Origin of the sequence: Bradyrhizobium erythrophlei (genome assembly GCF_900129425.1) — a bacterium.
GTDB classification, from domain to species: Bacteria; Pseudomonadota; Alphaproteobacteria; order Rhizobiales; family Xanthobacteraceae; genus Bradyrhizobium; species Bradyrhizobium erythrophlei_C.
Map to the genome: position 1 here is coordinate 8,020,260 of NZ_LT670817.1, position 18,722 is coordinate 8,038,981.

Genomic DNA, 18,722 nt, shown 5'->3' on the forward strand with positions numbered 1-18,722 from the left:
GGTGGGCCAGGCCGCCGACGGTCAGCCGTCGTCGTCCCGCTCCCCGCGGTCCACCATCCCGTAAATAAGCTGCGTTAGAATTTTTCTGACCTGCACTATCACCGATTGATCGCGCGGCTGCATCTGCTGATAGATGGTCAGTGGAATTTCAAAAAGGCCGCCCGGGGGGCGGCCTTTTCGTCTCGGCAACTCTTGAGCTTATTCGACCACTTCAACGATGCGATGGCTGTGGGGGTCAACCAACACCGGCCGATCGTTAACGACCGTATAGCGGTATTGGCGGACGCCGTATTCCTGAGGGACGTCGTAGTACGTCACGCCTGCTTCAGGAAGTTCGGCGCCCACCCTGACGTCGCCCTGATAGTGGTATGAGGGTCGGTGCTGTTCGACAACGTAGCTGCGAAAGCGGGGCCGTTGATCGGCGCCCAAAATTCCGGCGACACCGCCGACGACTCCTCCGACCGTCCCTCCGACGATCGCGCCTACAGGTCCGGCTGCACGATCACCTTCGCGGGCGCCGCGTTCGACGCCTCCAGGCACGCCTTGCGCGGATGCTGAGAGAGGAACGATTACAGCTGCGGCGATGAATGCCGCACCGAAAACCTGACGGATCATTTTGGACTCCTGCTTGATTGAAGACCCAAGACAAGGGGGGCGCAAAGGTTTAGTTCCCTCGAATTCGGAGGCCTTTCTGTATCTGATGTTGCGTGATCAGTTGCCGGCGGCCGACAAGAAAACACAGGCGGCACGGTCAGTAGTGCCGCCAAATCTTCACTTTGTTGGCAAACTCTCGCCAAAACGGTCGGAGCGAATATGCGGCGTTTACGCTTAAGCTAACTATCCGGCCCACCAATGGGCAGCTGTATAGGTCTAGTCACAGACAGCGCATTCGTTTTTCGTGTGTTCGGGAGAGTTGATACGAGCGATTGTCATACGCGATAGCAGTGATCTTCGGCTTAAGGGCAAGGTTACCACTTCCCCCACGAGGGAGACCTGATAATGCCAGCCTACGTCCAGCACCGCGAAATTGAGTCAGCTTTGATCGTTTGTCCCAACTGCCTAGGACTTCCTGTGTACGTAAGAGACGTCGAGCCCCATTGGAGCATGGCGAAGATCGACTTCATCTACGAGTGCTCTGACTGCGGCGCTAAGATCAAGAAGACATTGACAAAGCTGGAATGAGGACACTAACCCGAGGTTGGTGGGCCTTGTCGCACATGATCGCCGAATGGAGCGATACGCCGCTTCGGCGCTCCTGGTCAGTTGATCATCCGGCGTTAACAACCTGTCCTGTTTGCCGCGCCCGTTATCTCCGATGCCCGAGACTAATGCCAAGGTTGCGCGCCTTCTGACGCAATGAAGCCTTCCTTCTCTTGGTCAATTGTGGCTAATGGCGTCTTCGCCTTCGAATGGGCTCTTAATTCCTTCACTCACTTTGGTATATTCTCGTCGAACGATTTCTTCTTTGCACTTCGATCTCCATTCGATTCGATGGGCCTTCTACCATACTACCTCAGGTGGGAAGCTTTCCGCTTGCCTTCGCCACCAGCTTTGAGATGGTATTGATTAAATCTGCATTAAGTCCAAAGCTGTTGACCAAAGTGTCGTAACGGTCGTGATGCCCTGTGTGCTTTCCCTCAATTAGCGAGTTTCCACCACATATAATGGAATCATTACGCGCAAGTCCTGGGCAAGGCCCCATTCCATTCTCTCCTCGATGGGTGACGTCGTCGACAAAGGCGCCCTCCTCCCCGCTGCCGCCCCCGCCCCTGCAATCTGCCAAGGAAGCGGTGCGCACCCGTAGCTCAGCTGGATAGAGCGTTGCCCTCCGAAGCTGGAATAAGAACGGGTATTTCACTCTGCCAATTAAGGCTTTCCCTGCCTCCGGCGTAGGATTTTCTGCTACTAGGCACACGCGGGCCACAGTTCGACTCGAAAACTTTCTCTTCCGAACCCGGCATGAGCTATGTCAAACTCAGAGGATGCTCGCTCCTCGGTGATTCCCTCTATGGAAGCGGCAACGCTCGACAAATCCATTCGGATTGCTGCCTTTGCGCAGCGTCCAACGGTTAGCCGAGGAGAGAGGGAATGAACGAGCAACGAATGACGGAAAGCTCGTCTTGGATTGATCCACGGGCGGCAGGTGATGAAGACGCCGGATGACGTGGCGAGATGTTGCGCCTGAGGGCGTGCCGATGGGGTCTAAAGCGGATAGCGCCTCAACTGGGCTGCAGCCATCACACGGTGAAGGGCTACGTGGCGGCCGGCGGGGTGAAGCCGTTCAAAGTTGCCTGATCGCCCCGAAACGGCTCGATGGCCTTGAAGGCTGGCTGCGCGAGAGGTTCATTCGGCATCGCGGCAATGCGGATGTGGTGCGCCAGGACCTGATGGCAGAGGAAGGCGTGGCAGTCAGCCCGCGAACGCTGCAACGCGCCGTGCAACCCTATCGCCAGGCGCTGAGGGCCGAAGCGCTGGCGACGACGCGGTTCGAGACGCTGCCGGGCTGGCAGCTGCAGATCGACTTCGGCGAGCGTCTGTTCGCGTTTGGTTGCGGTGAAATGTTGGGCAAACGTTGGTCGGAAGGGCGTCTGAGGACTGTTCTCAGTTACTTCCCGGTTGAAGAAGGTCGCTTCGGGCGAGTTTTCTCTCGTTCCTGAGCGGGTTAGATGCGATCTGGTGAATAGAAACCATCAGTTGAGCAAGTCCAGAAACGCGCTACTATGCAAGCGAGAAACGAACCATGCTTGATATCATGCGCGCTTACGTTCCAATTGCTTTTAAAGTTGTCATGATTGTCATGTCTCTCCTTTGCTGGGGGAGAGCCCAAGCGCAGCTATTTGAGTCCCTTTATACCGACTCTGAAATTTTCCTGGATGCGATACAGAAAGAGAAGATATCTCCTCCCGTCGGTGTCGAAATCCACGGAATAACAGTTCCCCATCATTTGGTGGCTGCGGATCTGATCGCACGCGGTTTCTGGGTCGCGAGCGGTAACGAATATGATCGAATTATCGTGCTGTCCCCGGATCATTTTAGGGGTGGGCATCGCCTGTTGGCAACGACGGCCCGTTCATTCAACACCGTGTTGGGACAGATCAACACAGATGTCAGCGCCGCAGAGCTTCTTCTTAAGTCTGAGCTAGTCGAAAGCTCCGACCTCTTTGAACGTGAGCACGGTATAGCAGCAATACTACCTTTCATCCGATACTTCTTTCGCGACACCCCGGTATTGGCGGTAACGATTTCAACCAGTTCCTCTGAAGCGGAGTGGAGGGCGGCGGTTGAAGCGTTGTCCAAAGTAGTCACTAAACGCACACTGATCGTTCAATCTACGGATTTCTCGCACTATTTGCCAGCGCACGTTGCTGCATCTCGCGATCAAGAGACCTTAAACGTTATAGCGGAGGGAGATCCGGCACGTATTTCGGAGCTGCATCAATCCAACCATTTGGACTCCAAGGCAGCACAGTTCGCGCAGATGAGCCTGCAGAGATCCCTGTTTGACTCCTACCCGACCGTCATAGCCAATCGGAATCAAGCCGAATACGGGTCGAGAATCACAGCTACAACGAGTTACTTCGTAGAAGTTTATACCCGAAACGACAGCCCAGCGTTTCTTCCGGCGTATGACGATCAACAGGTGTTCTATTTTGGAGGAGATGTGTTCCCGGGGAGGTGGCTGACGCGACCTCTCGAGAAGTCAGAAAATAGATCCAAGCTGATCGAGATGGTGCAGTCCTTAACGGGAGGACGGCCGTTGATCGTCAATCTCGAAGGAGCGCTACTCCCTGAGGGGCTATCGATATCCAAGCCCGACCTACATGCAATCGACAGAGCGATCGCCGCTCCTATTCTCCGCGGCCTCAATGTAGTCGTAGCGGGCCTCGCTAACAATCATTCGTTTGATTTCGGGCCAAACGGTCTCAAGGAAACTACCTCCGAGTTGAGGCGGCTTGGCATTCAGTCTGCACAGCACATGAGCGTTGTGGACCTCGGCGCCTTCAGAATGGTCGCGATAAACTTCATCCGCGGCAGAACAGTCGCAGGATACCCTTTTGCTGGGATCAATGATATTCAGCAGCTCTGCCGGCGGCCCACGTCCCCCCCTCTTATTGCCTTCGTTCATTGGGGAGAGGAATACACTTCGGGCCTCCCATCCGATCTCATGCGGATTAGCGAAGCGTTGCACGATTGCGGAGTGTCATTGATCATAGGTGCACACAGCCATCAAGCGTCTGCTCACCCCGTTTCCGTTCATGCTGGGCAAATTCAAGTAGTGTTCTCGTTGGGCAACTTGCTCTTCGATCAGCGCTCCTCGTTGACTTCTGGGGCGATACTTGAACTCAGGATTTTCAAACAAAGAACGATGGCGACTCGTATGCGGCGAGTGCTGAACTTTTTCAACGAACTGGATCCTTCTGGATCAATCGCCGCTCAATAAAGCGTCTTTGGATACCACGAAGGCAAGAAATATAGGAGGTCGATTGGCCGAGAGCGAATTTCACGTCCGTCAGTTAACACAGCGACCAGCTGTAGATCATGATGCGATGATTTTGGGGCATTGAGGGCAACTACGAATTGGCGACTATGTCCTGCATCAATGGTGGACGTGCTAATTGGAAGCTGAATGCGATAGCTTCCCTGATCCAATCTCAAGGTGATCGGTTTATCTCGGATCGGCTCGGGCCCTGACCCTTCTCCACATTCAGGCGCTTGTGTCAGGCCACCTATAGTGATGTTTATGTTCAACGGCGAAGAGACTGAAATCATCCTGCCCGACGCGTCTTGATACTGATATTCGAAGATCCCGCGAAGTGCTGTCACCACCTCTATGCCATCTAAACCTATCGACTGGGACAAATTGCCGAATGCGCCTGTCTTTTTGAGGGCGTCAAGACATTGCGATAAGTTTTTAGGTTTGTCTGGACCGTTCTCGCGGTCAATTTCACATGTGAAGCCCGTCTGCTTAAATCTCTTCAACATGGTAAGGTTGGCACCGGCCTGAGCGATTGCGTCAGACACGTCAATGTTTGTGCGGTTTTGGAAGGTCCCAACTGCCTTAGTGAAGCGCATGCTCTGAGGGGCAGCGTTCTTGCCCGGAGTGGAGAAGTCAAAGCGTAGGGTGCCATTTTCGACTCGTCCCCATCCGAAATTATTCATCCCAAAATAAGGAGCAAAATTACCATTATCCCTTCGTCGTCCAGTGGAGACCGAGTAACCGCGGCCACATGACTCCCTCTCAGTCGCTACAAGCAAATCAAGAGCGGGGCGGTTTTCGCTCTCGCTTTTGGACACATCGAGATAAAAGCCTTTGATCTCGATCCTAGTCGCTGTCCTATTCTGAAAGTCGAAGGCGAGTTTAGGGGGATACACCCCATTGCGGTCGAAGCCGAACAGGCTCTGACGGAAGAAACCGCCCTCGTCTTTCAAGGCGGCCACTTCGCTCTGGATTGTCCCTTGACTCATCCAAACCGAGAGGAGTTGAGGGTCATCTGGTCTGACCGTTATTTTGTTGCCTACGGCCGTTCCCACGTAGCCGAGCGACTCTCGAGCGGGCACTTCGTTCGTCGGCTTGCTTAGAACGGTTACACCAAGGCGCACGTCATCATGGGTCGCGCCTGATATTTGGCCTCCTGTCTGAGCTATGCGGATCCGCTTAGAGCCGGGGAGTTCAGTTCCGTTTCGCCACACCGACTGATAAATCGATCCTCCGGGTAAGGTCGTCTTTCCCAGCCCCTCCCTTAGCCCCGAGACAAATCGGCCTTCAAAAATCTCTCCTGTTGCATCGATATACTTTCCGACGCCAGCAGCGCGGCCTTCGACAAAAGAGCCTTGGTAAAATTCTCCAGTGGGCAACTGAAGTGTGCCCTCTCCATTGAAGCGACCGTTCTTCCACGAGCCATCGTAGACAACATTGTCTCGGCTAACATACCGACCAAGGCCGTTTGGTCGTCCGTCCCGCACGTGACCGACATATACGCTGTCAATGGAGCTGGGGTCACGGGGCGAACCCGTTCGTGCCCTCCATACCAATCGGCCAAAACCGGAGATGCGGCCGCCGTGGTCGGAACTTACCTGGCTCGGGGTCCAAACAAAGTCCAGATTGCGAGAAGGATGAGAGTCGAACACCGAGTAGCTGCGCGCAATCAAATTCAGGGCTCGCTCATCAAAGACATAAAGGATCTTCGTTCTCCAAATTCCCTTCTCACGAGAGAAGTCGTCTCCCAAGATAGTGTCGACCACTACCCTTTCTTCTTGAGACTCCGCTTTCGAGAACGGAGCGCCAATTAGGACGAGAACTAACAAGCCGAAGCGAGCGCAAACCGACATGTTTTACTCCTCAATATTCAAACATTAGTGGATGTCCTTTGTGGACCCGTATCCCAGCGACGTAATCCTCCGTGCCCACTCGGAGGCGTTAGTCGAGACGACTTCTGGGTGACCGGTCCCGCCGCAAATCAATATATGAGTGTCGTCTGACCAGAAGATCATAGTCGGGGGCTGCGCCTTTCCGGCGCGTATAGGGCGCATGCGAGCTAACGGTAGAGCGCGCGTAGCCAACGAAAGATGCGCATTGCCCTGCTCAAACTCCCAAATCGTTAGTCCCCCAAGAGCGTCCAGTGCCGCCAGCTTGCTACCAGTCGGGCTGAACGCGACCGAGACGGTCTCGCCTACTTGCGCGGTCAATCGCGTGTAATTTGCAAAGCGGTTCAAGTCGTAAATATCAACGAAGTTCCCGTTCCCAGATACCGCAAGAAGACCACTCGCTTCATCTACCGATAGGCTTGCACTACCCTCGCGCGGCTTGCCTGCAAGCTTCGCAGCGGGCAACACCGCGACAGGCTTTCGAGTTGTAAGATCAAAAGCAACCACCGGACCGTCCCGGTAGCTGGCCAGTGCCAACCGACGTTTTCGATCTACGGTAAGTCCGAATAATCCATCACCTTGAGGCGGTTTTGCGAACTCAAGCGTGGCCGACGAATCAGTGATAGTTATTCGGTCCGGCGTTGCCATCAAGATGTCGTCCGCTTTTCCTGCCCACACGAGGATGGACGCACTACCCGTCTCGATCGCTCGAAAGGGTTCATCGCTGGAGCGGCGGCGAGAGTGAATTTTCTCTGGTAACGCCACGTAGAGTCGCTCCGGAGTAATCACGACAGCTTCGGCCGGCCCGTCTGTAGAAACGTAGTTGGGTTGACGCTCCTCGCCGCCATTAATCGACAATAATCCCACTTGATTTCCCAGACCTGGAATGAAGGCCAGCATATCCCTCTGAGGCGATACCGCAGCTGTCGTCCAAATTTGCTTCTCCGTTGCAGTAACAAGATCCCGATATACTTCGCCGGACTGCCGAAATGACCAAATCAGCAGCTCGTTATTGGCGTCCCGAGACGCCAACCTTTCGCCGGTCGGGTCCCACGATAGGTGCGTTATTGGAGCACGATGACCTCTGAACTCCTCAGCTAATTCGCCCACACTTGAGCGGTCCTTTCGGCAGATACAGATTGTGTAATCGTCGCAGAGGAGCGGCAGCTCGCTGCGCGCGGGACGCCATGTGTTACTGGGCAAAGCAGCGACACCGCGTCGGCCTGCAAAATCCCCAATTGACCGGACCTCCTTGCTATCTACATCGAAGAACTGAACGCTGTCCTGCAATGTAAAGGCGAGCGTCCTCCCGTCGTAAGAGAGACTTAAATTCTGAATGACCCCTGCAAACGAAAGCGGAGTTAAGAGCGAGTGTCCCTGCTGATCAAAGCCTATCAGCGCGGTTGCCTCCTCGCCATTTGAGAGCACCTTTTGCTGCGCAACGTAGAATCTTTCACCTTGCGCATCACTGGCAGCGCTCGTTACTCCCGCCAGTGGGAGTGAGATAACCGCTTTGCAGAAGATGCTGCGTGGGCCTGGATTGACTTGGCATCTCACTGGACGAAATCGGTCCGCTTCCACAAAGCTGATTATAAACGTGTCCTGTCCTGCGTCCTCGATCCTCGCATTCGATGCATAGTCGTCGCTCAGTTTGATTTGGTAGGTTGCAAGAACTTCTTGTTCCTTGCCGATCACGTTGATATAGCCGTTGTTCAGAACGACCACGAGTAGGCCCGAGGCGAGGGCTTTCATTTGAAGAACCGAAGTGTAGTTCTCCTCACCTTTCGCTGCTGATTTTTGGAGAGGGACTTTCTTCAGTGCCGGCTGTTGTGAGGTGCCTACAATGTAAAGGTTGCCGGTATCTTCGGCGATAGCCAAGGTTTGAGAGTCGACCCATTCAAGAGCACGCACGGCGGTGTCTAGGTGAACTCGGCGCTCAAGATGTGGTGAGATTTCGATAGCAGCCTCAAAAAGGGCCGCGCGCGAGGCGAGAGTGGATGCGCTGTGAAATGCGCGTAGCGCGAGCCCGGCGGCCGCAGGTGTGTCACCTTCCGCAAGAGTAGTGGCTATACGAAAGGCGAGAGCTGTTTCGTTGCGGCTGACACGCGCACTGTAGGCGAACCAAGCTAAGCCGGTGGCTAACGCTAAAGATACAAATAGTCCTAGTCCGGTAAACCGGGCTACTCTTCGGTTAGCTATTGCAATGGTTTCAGCGTCCCTTAGGCGACGCTCCTCTTCCCTTCGCTCAGCTTCTCGACGGACTTCATCAGCAGCTTGTCTGTCCTCAGCCGTCTTCGCTCTCAACGTCTCTATCTCCCGGGCTCGCTCTGCCTCTAAGCGAGCGAGCCTTTCTCTGTCGAGCTCGGCTTCACCGAGTTTTACTTCGATGGCCAAGCGCTCCGTCTCTCGCTTGGCTGCTGTTTCAACTATATCGCGGTGATGTTCGATACTTGCTTTCACAAAGTCGCGGACATCTTGGGCGAGATCGGCTGATCTCTGTTCGAACCAAGTCTCAGCGCGCCTGAGCGGTAAGCCCATCAACAGAGCTTCGGGCTTTTCCGCTTCCGCTAGCCGGCCATACGCTTTTGCCGCGTTTTCCGTCTCGGTCCTCCAAATCAGAAACTCTCGTTGATCGTCGAGCCATGCTTTAAGGGTCGGCCAGCTTCGCAACAGTTGCTCGTGTGCAACTTCAACGAACGGTTCTGCGCTGACGAAAGGGGTTGCAATCGTAAGAAGCCGCTGCTCTGGTCCTGCGAGCTCCTCCGCAACCGCCCATTCCTCGGATAAGCACTCGCTCTTCGTAGCTCGACGTCGAACCGGGCTCCCTACTTGGGAGACTTGCGCCAGCCGAAGCGTAAAGAGTCGACGCACGATTTCGGTGTTTGTGCTTGTCATCTGCAAGAATGCATCCGCTCGCCGTCGAAGAGGCAGACCGATGTCGACAATGCCTGGCTGATCTGCCCAGCGCAGCACGCCGTCAGCGCGGCTCAACATATTGAGCCACATCTCTTGGAGCAAATCTGACAGTAGGGGCAACGCTCCTGGATCTCGGGTTCCTTCCGCAATCACCAAAGGCATCTTTGCATCCTCGAATCGAACTCCAAGCAGTTCGGCAGGCTTGCGAATAGCATCTACGAGGCCGTCTTGACCTAAAGGAAGGACGTTGAACACAGTAGAAAGTGTGAAGATCGCCTGATCGTTCTGGAAGTTAGAGTAGAAATCTGAGCGAAGGCTCAGCAAAACAGAAAATGAATCATCATCGCTCGCTGCGCCCGCCAGCAATTCCGAAAATAGTTGCGCATCCTCTTTCCTTTTTGTGCGCGTGTAGAGTTCTTCACCTTGGTCAACATACAGCACAAATCGTTTGGGCGCGTAGCCGCCCTGAGCATCCGCGATCTTCTCGCGAACCAAGCGAAGCATATCCTGCAATCGCGCGCCTTCTCGAAATCGCGTAACCCAAGCGCTCGCATCCCGGTCCGTCTCCGCTAGATCATCGCTCTTATAGAGCCTTACGAGACTTACCGCGAGTTCCTTCAACGGATCTGAGCCGGGATGAATCGTGAATTGCAGAAATGACCGGCTTTCCTTCAGTCCGAGCGGCCAAGTGCCACGATCGAGCGGCCACAATTGAGACTTCAAGCGGGACATTACGCCGGCCATGACCAGCGATGATTTGCCTACCCCTGATTGTCCTATCAGTGTAATTAGTCGGCCGCGAGCGCGGGCAAGAAGGTCTAATATTTCCGCGGTCTCTTTCTCTCGGCCAAAAAAGAAGGCGGCGTCTGTCGAGGTCAGAGCGGGAAGGCCTTTGTAGGGCTGAAACTGCTTCCAAGGCTCAAGCGTCGTCTCGTGTCTAACATCGCTCAGGGCTCGGTCTACGGCGTCAATGGCATTGCGGCTCGTCAGGTCGACGGCAAAGATGTGCTGTATAGTTGAGAGAAATGCGAGTCCCGGAGCAGGTGAATCGGTTATTATGATAGGAATGATTCTCGGACGACCCTCTGTTTGCCGCGAGAGCTGCAAGGCTTCGTAGTATTCAAGCTCCTGCCAAGGGCCAATTCTCGAGCCCAAAATCAAGATGACGACGTCGGCCTTGCGAAGCTCCTGGCCCAGCTTGGGAATCCAATAAACGCCACCATGAAGGTCGCGTTCATCAAAGAAGAGCGACGCGTCAGGCTTGCGGGCGCACAGCCCGGCAACAAAACGTCTCACACACTCCCGATCTTTAGATGCAAAGCTGACGAAGATTCGCACGATCGCCCCCGTCGTTAGGGGGATTATTCCTTACAACCTAAAGGTATTCAAGGACAATTGAATACGAAGCGAGTGCATCTGGACCGAATTGCCGGCTGCCGGCGCTGAGAACGGAGGCGAATTATGGATAGCGCAGGCTAGGGAGCTTGGTAGGTTTCGAGCACTGGAGAGCTCATGAAATGCTCTAAGATTACTTCGGTATGCTCTCGTTTCTCCACCTCGGTCCAGCCCAAATTGGTGAGGTCAGCTATGCTCCGCTTATCGGCCTTATCGAGGCTGAACCGATCCGGCTGAGCCATGAAGTTGACCCGATGCAGCCGGCCATCAAGCAACAGCTTTGTTTGGGCGAGCGCTGCTTCGGCTTGCGCTTCGAACATAAGGTTGACTAATCCGATATTCCATTTGAGCGCACTAGCCCGATCATTCTTAGCGATACTAAACGGTTCAGTAGTCGTTCCAACACTTAGGATATGGATGTCTGCGAGCGCAACTTCAAGAAAGGCGATCGCTTCGACAAGGCCAACCATCACAGGGCTATTCGCCCAAACGCCCCCGTCAACAAACCTACCATCCTTGTTGGCCGAAGCTGCAGCAAAATAAGTTGGAGCAGCCGAAGTCGCTAAAGCGACATCTACAGCCGGCACATTGACATCATTGATAAATCTCGGATGATGAGGTGTCTTGAAGATGTATATACGTCCTCTCACCGCATCGTAGGTTGGGATGACAAGTCTCGACTTAGCCTCACCAAATTTGCGATCCTTCAGAACTTGAGAAAGTTCTACCTTCAAGATGTCCCGCGAAAGCTTTGGGCCTAAGAAGAGCTGACGTATGAGGCCGGCGGAGCGCTCCACTAAGCTCATTGCAGGGAATATGAACGGGCCACGTTGACGATAGAAGTCTAACAAATCCGAAGCGGATAGACCCATTGCAAGGCCGAGCGCGAGAATTCCCCCTGTAGACGTGCCGCAGATCAAATCGAAATGGTCAACCAGCCTCGCGCCAGATTGCTTCTCTATGCGGGCAAGCGCCGCAGCTGTGAAGACCCCTTTGATACCGCCCCCGTCCAGGCACAGAATACGAAACACGTGTATCTCCAGCAGATGGAGAAAGAATGTTAATTCTACTGCCTTGGCCGATCAAGTGTCATGACCCGCTCCCCGGTTTTAAGTTAGGGTTCTGTTCTCCACCGAGGAAACGGACGATGCGTGAAGGCAGGCTCACGGAACAAGCTCGAGAAGTTGCTGGCGGAGACGATGCTGGATGCATCGACGCTGAAGGAGATGCTCGGAAAAAACTTCTGACGCCCGGATTACGGAGACGAGCTTCTGATCAACGCAAACAACTATTCGGTGGGTTACGCCTCGGCCATACTTGCCGGCAAACCTCAAGCGCAGCTCGTAAACTCGTCCACGCCGAAACGAATAAAACGCATGACTGCGGAAGCTCTTTCACGGATGGAAAGTGAGCTCTCGCGGCTTCAGCAGGCGATAACATCGATCCAGGACACCTACGGCCAAGACCACCTGCGCCTTACGGTGCTCAGAGGTTACCTGGCCAAACTCGTCGGCGACACGAAGATCGCTAATATCTGGAGAGGCTACTAGTCAATTCTGCATCAGCATCCTGCGCATCACGAAATACTCCCCGCCGCCGTCGATTTATTAGCTCGAGAAATTTTCGACGAAAATCGATGTCAATAACGAAGGAGGCATCAATTTCGATCCAAAAGCCATCGGCGCGCACGGCTGCAAGCCTGGTCTCCACACTCCGCTTGAGGTCAGCATAGAAACGCAGCACTTTGCGTTTCGCATCAAAGATTTCGTTTACGATGGCGCGACGCGCATTCCGCTTCTCACCCAATAGAGCTGCAAGCTCCTCATCAAGATACTGCAGTTGGGCCTCGATACCACGCAAGCTGTCTGGCTTTGCTTCAGTTTCAGCGCCAGCCATTTCGTCGCGGCGTTTTTGCCAGCTTGTGAGACGCTCTAGATAATTCTGATACTGTCGCTGTGGCGTTCCAAGCTTCTCCTTCAGACCTTCGATGGACTGACCCACATAGGCATGAGCTCGACGTAAATCCGGGAGGGACTCCAAAACGGAAAAGTCTGCGTCATCCGAGAACTCAAGCTTGCGGTCCATTTCTAGGATCGCAAGCTGAGCTCTAATTGCTTCTGCCCTAGTTTCAATAGGATTAAGGTTCACTGTGAATGCGACGATTGCAGCGGGATCCACACCCAGCGCCTTCAACTGCGGCGCCGACTCTCCGATTGTTCGCTCAGCGTCAGATTTGAGCGTTATCAGGCGTTCTTGCAGCGACACGATCTGTTGAAGGTCACTTTTGACCCGAGTAGTCGCTTCAACGCAGCGCTGGATACGCTCACCAAGCGATTTTAGAAGAGCCACTTTCTGCGCAACCTCAGCGGCCAAAGATTTCTGTTCGGGGTCTTCTTGGTCGGGTTTAGCCACCTCTTTTGGCTTTGCAGCATCAATTGCGACGAGTTCTTCAAATTTCGCTTTCCGTTGCCCTTCTAGCTGTAGTCGATATTGAATTTTTCCCTGTTCCTCTAACTTTACAATCTCAATATTGAGCTCGCGCAGGCGCCGTTTAAGAATGCTAACTTCCTGCTTACTCTGTAGCGTCTTGAATTCCTCCAGCTCGGAAAAGTTGGCTTTTCCTAGCTTGTCAGATTCCTCGATATGACTGCCGACGCGATCGCAAGGAAGCTGGGGATCGAGAAAACGGCCATGATCCGGGTCAGGGCTGGCATCTCGTTCGCCCTCACCGAGGCCATGGACGAGGGGCACTGTGGCCTGCCGACCGACGAATTGGCGCCGCTGGCCGAGAAGCTGCTCGAGGTTCCGACGGAACTCGTTCGAGAGGCGCTTGATCTCGAAATATCGGAGGGCACGGTCGTTGCCGATAGTGTCGGCGAAACACGCTGCGTGTTTCTGGCAGGTCTGCACCGGGCCGAGCGCATCATTGCTGAGCGCCTGGTCCAACTTGCAAGCGGTAAGCTCCCCTGGACGTGGATCGATCCGGACAAGGCCTTGCCATGGGTCGAGAGTCGGATCGGGCTTTCGGTATCCTCCCTCTCTCCGGGCACGGAGCTCCACGCCTATTGCTTCACGGATTGGACAGACGATATCCGTCATACCGCGGCTGCTTTCGGATGCGTTGCGCATCTACATCCAATCCAGGATGCGATTTCGTTCTCCTACGACTATCCGCTCTCCATGGCTGAGCGTCATCCGTCGATCATAACACCCAACCGGCCAATAGTCGTCCAGGGCCGGACAATCCTAAGATTCGGCTTCGTCGAGGGGGAAGCGATCGTGCAGGCCGAGCGTGCAGTCTTTGATCCGCATTCTCATGACCCGATCGAGGAGTTCGAAGCGAATGGATCGCGGGCCCCACCGCCTCGCGGTTGTCCTGAACGAGAGCGAAGCGGGGGGATCGGACGGCGCCGTCGACGCCGCCGCCCTGATGGCAAGGCACGGAGCGGAGATCGTCGTCGTCAAACGTGGACCGCGAGGAGCAACCGTGTTCGAGCGAGGTGGGGATGCGGTCGAGATTCCCGTCTATCGATCGGACTCTGTGTTCAAGATCGGATCGGGCGACGTGTTCAGTGCCGCGTTTGCCCTGCATTGGGGTGAGCGCGGCCTCGCCGCGGCCTCGGCTGCGGACATAGCGTCGAGAAGCGTGGCCAGTTTCGTCGATGGTCACGCGTTGCCCTTGGACGATACCACGAACCAAAGTGCGGTCGCCGTACGCGCCGCGGACCAACGCCGGATCTACCTGGCGGGGCCATTCTTCGATCTCGCACAACGCTGGTTGATCGAGGAAGCCTTTCGAATTCTCACGGAATTCGGTGCGGAGGTGTTTTCTCCTCTGCACGAGGTTGGGACGGGGCTTTCTGCCGACGCGATCGCGGAGGCGGACCTCGAAGGCCTGCGCGGCTGCTCAAAAGTGCTTGGCCTACTCGACGGCGCCGATTCCGGAACGGTCTTCGAGGTCGGTTACGCGCGCGCCCTCGGCATTCCGGTCATCGCCCTAGCCGAAAGGCTCGATGCGGAAAACCTAACAATGATCGCCGGGTCCGGGTGCGAGGTCGTGCGCGACTTCACGACTGCAATCTATCGAGTCATGTGGGCCGGTGGGCGATGAAGGTGCTGCTCTTCTCGGGTGGATTGGACTCGTCGGCACTCGCCTCTTGGAAACGGCCGGATGTGTGCTTGACGATCGACTACGGTCAACGACCGGCTAGCGGCGAAATAGCTGCGGCCAAGGCCATTTGCGACGAACTGCGCATTCGCCATGAGCTTCTGACCGTCGATCTGAGGGCACTGGGATCGGGAAGTCTCGGGGGAAAACCCCAGTCGAGCCTCGCGCAGGCCGAGGAGTGGTGGCCGTACCGCAACCAAATGCTCATCACCCTAGTAGTCTTCAGGAGAAACGAATGCTGCGCGTCACTGTTGAAATTTGGCCAGGCGGAGACAAGACGCGCGCTCGCTCTCTCGCGATCGCAAACGTCGCCAACCTCAGTGACCTCGCGAACGTGAGTGATTACGCGGTGAGCGTCTCCGAGGGATACAATCCCGTTACCAACACGCCACCTTGGTCGCAGCGCGGGCAAATCTACGAGCACGATCGCAGAACATCGGTGTGGGGGCCGAGGTGCGTGAGGAGAAGACGCTGAAGGCCGGCAACACCGACGACGCCGATTTGAGGACGAGGCATGAGCGCGGACCGTACGAGCGACGACGCCGATGACGCTGATGTGCCGTGGACCGCCCGCGATGCGGTCTCGACCGGAGCTGCGGCTGACTCGGCCGACTGGGACGAACGCCTGAAAGGGCTGCCACGGCTCCTGCGCTTCGCCATGCTGGTCTGCGGCAACGCCCGTCATATCGAGCAGCGGCTGATCGCCGAGATCAATGAGCTCTGCCCGAACTTGCCGCTCAACGCGGCTTGGGCCGCAGCGCCCGACGTGCGCACTGGACTGGCGCTCGCCGCCGAACTCGATCGCCGTGCCGTCACCCAGAATGAGCCGAATCTGCGCAGCCTTTCCGACAGCGTGCGGCTGTTGTGCCTGCCGCTGCCGCGCGAAGCCACCTATTTCGAGGAGCACCGCAGGGTCGGCAAGGCGCTCGTCCAGGCCTTTAATGTGACCTCCCGTCACGCGGGGGAACAGCTCCGCTGCAATCTCGAGCGATTCACCTTCGGCTGGGCGGCACTACCAGCCTGCACCGACCTGCTGCCGAAAAATCTCTCGGCCGCGGTGAACGCAACCGTCCTCGGCGGGACCATGGCGGAGTACCGCATCGCTGCTGTCGAAGCGGCGGCCCGCCGGCGGGCAGAAGAGGAGAAGCGCAGGAAAGAGGAAGAGGACGAGAAGGCCGCCGAGGCATCCCAGCAGGTTTCCTCTCCTGCGGTGGAAAGGATTCCTGATCACCATCTCGTGGTGGCGCGCCTGAGCAGTGATGAGATGAAGAACCCGAAGCTGAAGGACATTCTGGGGCCGCTTAAGAGCGCCATCAACGCGGCCTTGCCGCTGGTCGAGGTGCCACCATTGCACAAGGCTCGCAACACGTTGATTTCGAATTCCCCTACGCATTGGACGTCATCGACTTTGCGCTGGCCGATCTCGTCGGCCGTGCCACTGTCCGGCTGCGGCCCCTACTCCTCGTCGGCGATCCTGGCGGCGGCAAGTCCCGATTTGCCCGCCGCCTTGGAGAAGTCCTTGGCGTGAGCGTTTGGCGTGAGGACGCGTCCCGCGCGGACGGCGCGGTATTTGCCGGTACCGATCGGCGCTGGTACTCGGCTGAACCCTGCCATCCGTTTCTCGCCGTCGCTGCCGGCGGAATCGCCAATCCGCTTGTGTTGATCGACGAGCTTGAGAAGTCTGGCACACGCAGCGACTACGGGCGGCTATGGGACTGCCTCCTCGGATTTTTTGAGATCGAGACCAGTGCCCGCTATCCGGATCCCGCGCTTCAGACGAACCTCAATTTATCGCAGATCTCTTATGTGCTGACGGCGAATTCCCTGGATCCACTGCCAGGCCCGCTCCGCGACCGGACGCGCGTCGTGACCTTCCGAAGCCAAGCGCCGACGATCTCGATGCGCTCTTGCCCGCCGTGATCGCCGACCTCGCCAAAGAGCGCGGGCTTGACCAGATCTGGGTGCCGCCGCTCGATGGCGTCGAATACGCCGCCGTCACCATGAACTGGCGCGGCGGCTCCGTGCGGCGCCTGCGCCGGATTGTCGAGGCGATCTTGCGTGAGCGCGACCGGCGCGCACCGAGAAACTGATCCTCGACCTGCGTCCTGTCACGCGACGTGCGCATTCACCGGAGCTACAGGCGGGCCCGAACTATGTCATCGCAATCTGCAGGGACGCAGGGTCTATTCCGGATCGGCAAGATCCATTTTGCATTGCAAATATTCTTAGCAGGAGAAAATCAGCGCTACGTGTCACGGTTGAAATTTGGCCAAGCGGAGACAAGACACGCGCTCACGCCATCGCAAACGTCGCCCATGTTAGTGAAGTGACCTCGCGGAAGTGAGCGACACGGAGTGCCCTACGTTGGGTGCCTAGGGAGGATCTTACTTGGTGTCGTCGACGAACGTCACGGGCGTCCCCTTGGATACCAGTTCGGCGACGCGTTCGGCGTCCCAGTTCGTGAGACGGATGCAGCCGTGCGATTCCGATTTGGACACGCGTCCCGGGAATGGGGTGCCGTGAATGCCATAGCCGTCGGCGGAAAGATTGATCCACATTGTGCCGACAGGATTGTTCGGGCCCGGCTTGATGGTGAAAGGCTTCCGGGAATGGACGCCCTTGAAGTGGTAGTCGGGGTTGTAGCGATAGGTCGGATTGCGGTCGATCTCCGTTACTTTCAAGGTGCCTGAGGGTGACGGCTTCTCCTCGCTGCCGACCGTGGCGGGGTAGAATCCGATCAGCGCGTTCGACTTATCGAAGAGCTGCACGGTCTGCCGGTTCTTGTCGACTTCCACCTTGGCCGCCTTCTCGGGACTTTGATCAGCACCGGTATCGATCACAGCGATGGTTTCCCCGGCGCGATCGAAGTGCCTTCCTGGGTTCAAGGCAGACAGCAGATCCTCACTCATGTGAAACTTTTCGGCTAAGCCCTCGCGTGCGCTGGTGTAGGCCAGCTTCGGAAGGTCCTTCATAGCTTCCATCTTGGCCGGGAGTTTGCGTAGGAACGGCCCTGCGACGTCTTTGTCGGAGATGGCGTAGCTCGTAATCACCGGACGGTCGTCCGATGCAAGCTTTGCCCAAACGTCGGTGCCGACCTCGTCGGAAGTCGCCAACTGCTGCGCCTTTTCGTAGGCCCGCAATGCCTTCTTCGCATTCTCTCCGAATTTGCCGTCGATCTCGCCCGGCGAGAAGTGCGCCCGGTCAAGCAGAACCTGCAGCCTGATACCTGCCGGGGTCGGCTTGGTGTCCGACAGCGTCTTTTTCGAGGGCTCGGCGGAGTTGATCGCTGCCGCGTTCATTTCGGCACAGAACGCGGAGCCTGTCACGGACGCCAAGACAAGGCCGAAGAAAATGCACCTCGGCGGAAAGAGCCTCATGCCGGCAGGTCCGCTATTCCGACAATCCTGACAGCGGTCCCATTGGTCGGCGGTACACGCCGGCGCTGGTGGCCGCCGGTTCCCATCCGGATCACTTCTGATCCGAGGGAGCCTGGGCGTTCGCCTTGTTCGCGTCGGCCTTGTTCGCTTCGTGATGGCCGACGACGCACCCGGCCGCAGCACCAAGTTTGCCGTGTCCCGCCATGTGGCCGGCGACACCGCCGACGATGGCCCCCTTGATGCAGCCCTTGGCGTCCGCAGGGGGCGCGAGAGTGAACGAAACCGCGATTGCGAAAGCCGCCGCCAAAACCCATCTCATGTGCGTTCTCCGATCGTGAAGGATCGGCAGGCCAACCATTCAGGACGCACTCTGTTCCGACTTCGTCGCGCCTTCCTGCGCCAACACCTCGCCCAACCGCCTCGAGCACTATCGGCAATCCATAAATCGACCTGGCCGACCCGCTCGCGCGCGGAGCCAGCAGCCGGAGGAAATTGGGACT

At 56.5% G+C, this 18,722-nt stretch carries 14 protein-coding genes; 8 read left to right on the forward strand and 6 right to left on the reverse strand.

Annotation, left to right across the window (positions count from 1 at the left end):
- Window positions 1-198: 198 nt before the first annotated feature.
- Entirely contained in the window at window positions 199-615 is a 417-nt protein-coding gene (locus B5527_RS38205) for a DUF1236 domain-containing protein (protein WP_079606087.1), read from the reverse strand.
- Between the two features lie 1,544 nt (window positions 616-2,159).
- Here B5527_RS38205 and B5527_RS44985 point away from each other — a divergent pair.
- A complete protein-coding gene (locus tag B5527_RS44985; protein WP_154072762.1) occupies window positions 2,160-2,657 on the forward strand; it encodes a hypothetical protein in 498 nt (165 codons plus the stop codon).
- An 83-nt stretch (window positions 2,658-2,740) separates the two neighbouring features.
- Window positions 2,741-4,441, forward strand: coding sequence for an AmmeMemoRadiSam system protein B (gene amrB / locus B5527_RS38220; RefSeq protein ID WP_079606090.1), 1,701 nt, complete (start codon window positions 2,741-2,743; stop codon window positions 4,439-4,441).
- Here the strand turns inward: amrB and B5527_RS38225 are convergent.
- From B5527_RS38225 to B5527_RS38235, 3 genes are all read right to left on the reverse strand, one after another.
- Complete coding sequence (locus B5527_RS38225; RefSeq protein ID WP_079606091.1) at window positions 4,435-6,330, reverse strand: MORN repeat-containing protein; 1,896 nt, start codon at window positions 6,328-6,330, stop codon at window positions 4,435-4,437. The two genes, amrB and B5527_RS38225, sit on opposite strands and share 7 nt — an antisense overlap.
- Before the next feature lie 24 nt (window positions 6,331-6,354).
- Window positions 6,355-10,620 carry a TIR domain-containing protein gene (locus B5527_RS38230; RefSeq protein WP_172842794.1) on the reverse strand — a complete coding sequence of 1,422 codons (4,266 nt, stop codon included), beginning with the start codon at window positions 10,618-10,620 and terminating at the stop codon, window positions 6,355-6,357.
- A 137-nt stretch (window positions 10,621-10,757) separates the two neighbouring features.
- On the reverse strand, window positions 10,758-11,708 hold the full coding sequence (locus B5527_RS38235; protein ID WP_172842795.1) for a CBASS cGAMP-activated phospholipase: 951 nt from the start codon (window positions 11,706-11,708) through the stop codon (window positions 10,758-10,760).
- A 243-nt stretch (window positions 11,709-11,951) separates the two neighbouring features.
- Between B5527_RS38235 and B5527_RS38240 the strand changes: the two genes are divergently transcribed.
- The 6 genes from B5527_RS38240 to B5527_RS46960 all read left to right on the forward strand — a co-directional run bounded on the left by B5527_RS38240 (window position 11,952) and on the right by B5527_RS46960 (window position 16,935).
- Window positions 11,952-12,227, forward strand: a complete 276-nt coding sequence (locus B5527_RS38240) for a plasmid partitioning protein RepB C-terminal domain-containing protein (protein ID WP_276329361.1) — start codon at window positions 11,952-11,954, stop codon at window positions 12,225-12,227.
- Window positions 12,228-14,020: 1,793 nt separating this feature from the next.
- Window positions 14,021-14,788: a PfkB family carbohydrate kinase gene (locus B5527_RS38250; RefSeq protein WP_172842797.1), complete on the forward strand. Its 768-nt coding sequence runs from the start codon at window positions 14,021-14,023 to the stop codon at window positions 14,786-14,788.
- On the forward strand, window positions 14,785-15,183 hold the full coding sequence (locus tag B5527_RS38255; RefSeq protein WP_079606095.1) for a 7-cyano-7-deazaguanine synthase: 399 nt from the start codon (window positions 14,785-14,787) through the stop codon (window positions 15,181-15,183). Before B5527_RS38250 ends, B5527_RS38255 begins: the two co-directional genes overlap by 4 nt.
- Before the next feature lie 176 nt (window positions 15,184-15,359).
- Window positions 15,360-16,373 (forward strand): hypothetical protein, encoded by a 1,014-nt coding sequence (locus B5527_RS46950; protein WP_245332416.1) that lies wholly within the window; start codon window positions 15,360-15,362, stop codon window positions 16,371-16,373.
- Window positions 16,292-16,765, forward strand: coding sequence for an AAA family ATPase (locus B5527_RS46955; protein ID WP_245332791.1), 474 nt, complete (start codon window positions 16,292-16,294; stop codon window positions 16,763-16,765). The genes B5527_RS46950 and B5527_RS46955 overlap by 82 nt, the downstream gene beginning before the upstream one ends.
- A complete protein-coding gene (locus B5527_RS46960) occupies window positions 16,753-16,935 on the forward strand; it encodes a hypothetical protein (protein ID WP_245332417.1) in 183 nt (60 codons plus the stop codon). Before B5527_RS46955 ends, B5527_RS46960 begins: the two co-directional genes overlap by 13 nt.
- A gap of 294 nt (window positions 16,936-17,229) precedes the next feature.
- Here the strand turns inward: B5527_RS46960 and B5527_RS38265 are convergent, their stop codons facing one another.
- Window positions 17,230-18,144, reverse strand: coding sequence for a L,D-transpeptidase family protein (locus B5527_RS38265; RefSeq protein WP_079607824.1), 915 nt, complete (start codon window positions 18,142-18,144; stop codon window positions 17,230-17,232).
- 169 nt (window positions 18,145-18,313) lie between these two features.
- Complete coding sequence (locus tag B5527_RS38270) at window positions 18,314-18,541, reverse strand: hypothetical protein (protein WP_079606097.1); 228 nt, start codon at window positions 18,539-18,541, stop codon at window positions 18,314-18,316.
- Window positions 18,542-18,722: the final 181 nt, after the last annotated feature.

Bases quoted from the DNA above. Each gene is read 5' to 3' on its own strand.
- B5527_RS38205 (WP_079606087.1), bottom strand. From the start codon at position 615: ATGATCCGTCAGGTTTTCGGTGCGGCATTCATCGCCGCAGCTGTAATC.
- B5527_RS44985 (WP_154072762.1), top strand. From the start codon at position 2,160: ATGACGTGGCGAGATGTTGCGCCTGAGGGCGTGCCGATGGGGTCTAAA.
- B5527_RS38250 (WP_172842797.1), top strand. From the start codon at position 14,021: ATGGATCGCGGGCCCCACCGCCTCGCGGTTGTCCTGAACGAGAGCGAA.
- B5527_RS38270 (WP_079606097.1), bottom strand. From the start codon at position 18,541: ATGAGATGGGTTTTGGCGGCGGCTTTCGCAATCGCGGTTTCGTTCACT.
- B5527_RS46950 (WP_245332416.1), top strand. From the start codon at position 15,360: ATGAGCGCGGACCGTACGAGCGACGACGCCGATGACGCTGATGTGCCG.
- B5527_RS38265 (WP_079607824.1), bottom strand. From the start codon at position 18,144: ATGAACGCGGCAGCGATCAACTCCGCCGAGCCCTCGAAAAAGACGCTG.
- B5527_RS38255 (WP_079606095.1), top strand. From the start codon at position 14,785: ATGAAGGTGCTGCTCTTCTCGGGTGGATTGGACTCGTCGGCACTCGCC.
- amrB (WP_079606090.1), top strand. From the start codon at position 2,741: ATGCTTGATATCATGCGCGCTTACGTTCCAATTGCTTTTAAAGTTGTC.
- B5527_RS38225 (WP_079606091.1), bottom strand. From the start codon at position 6,330: ATGTCGGTTTGCGCTCGCTTCGGCTTGTTAGTTCTCGTCCTAATTGGC.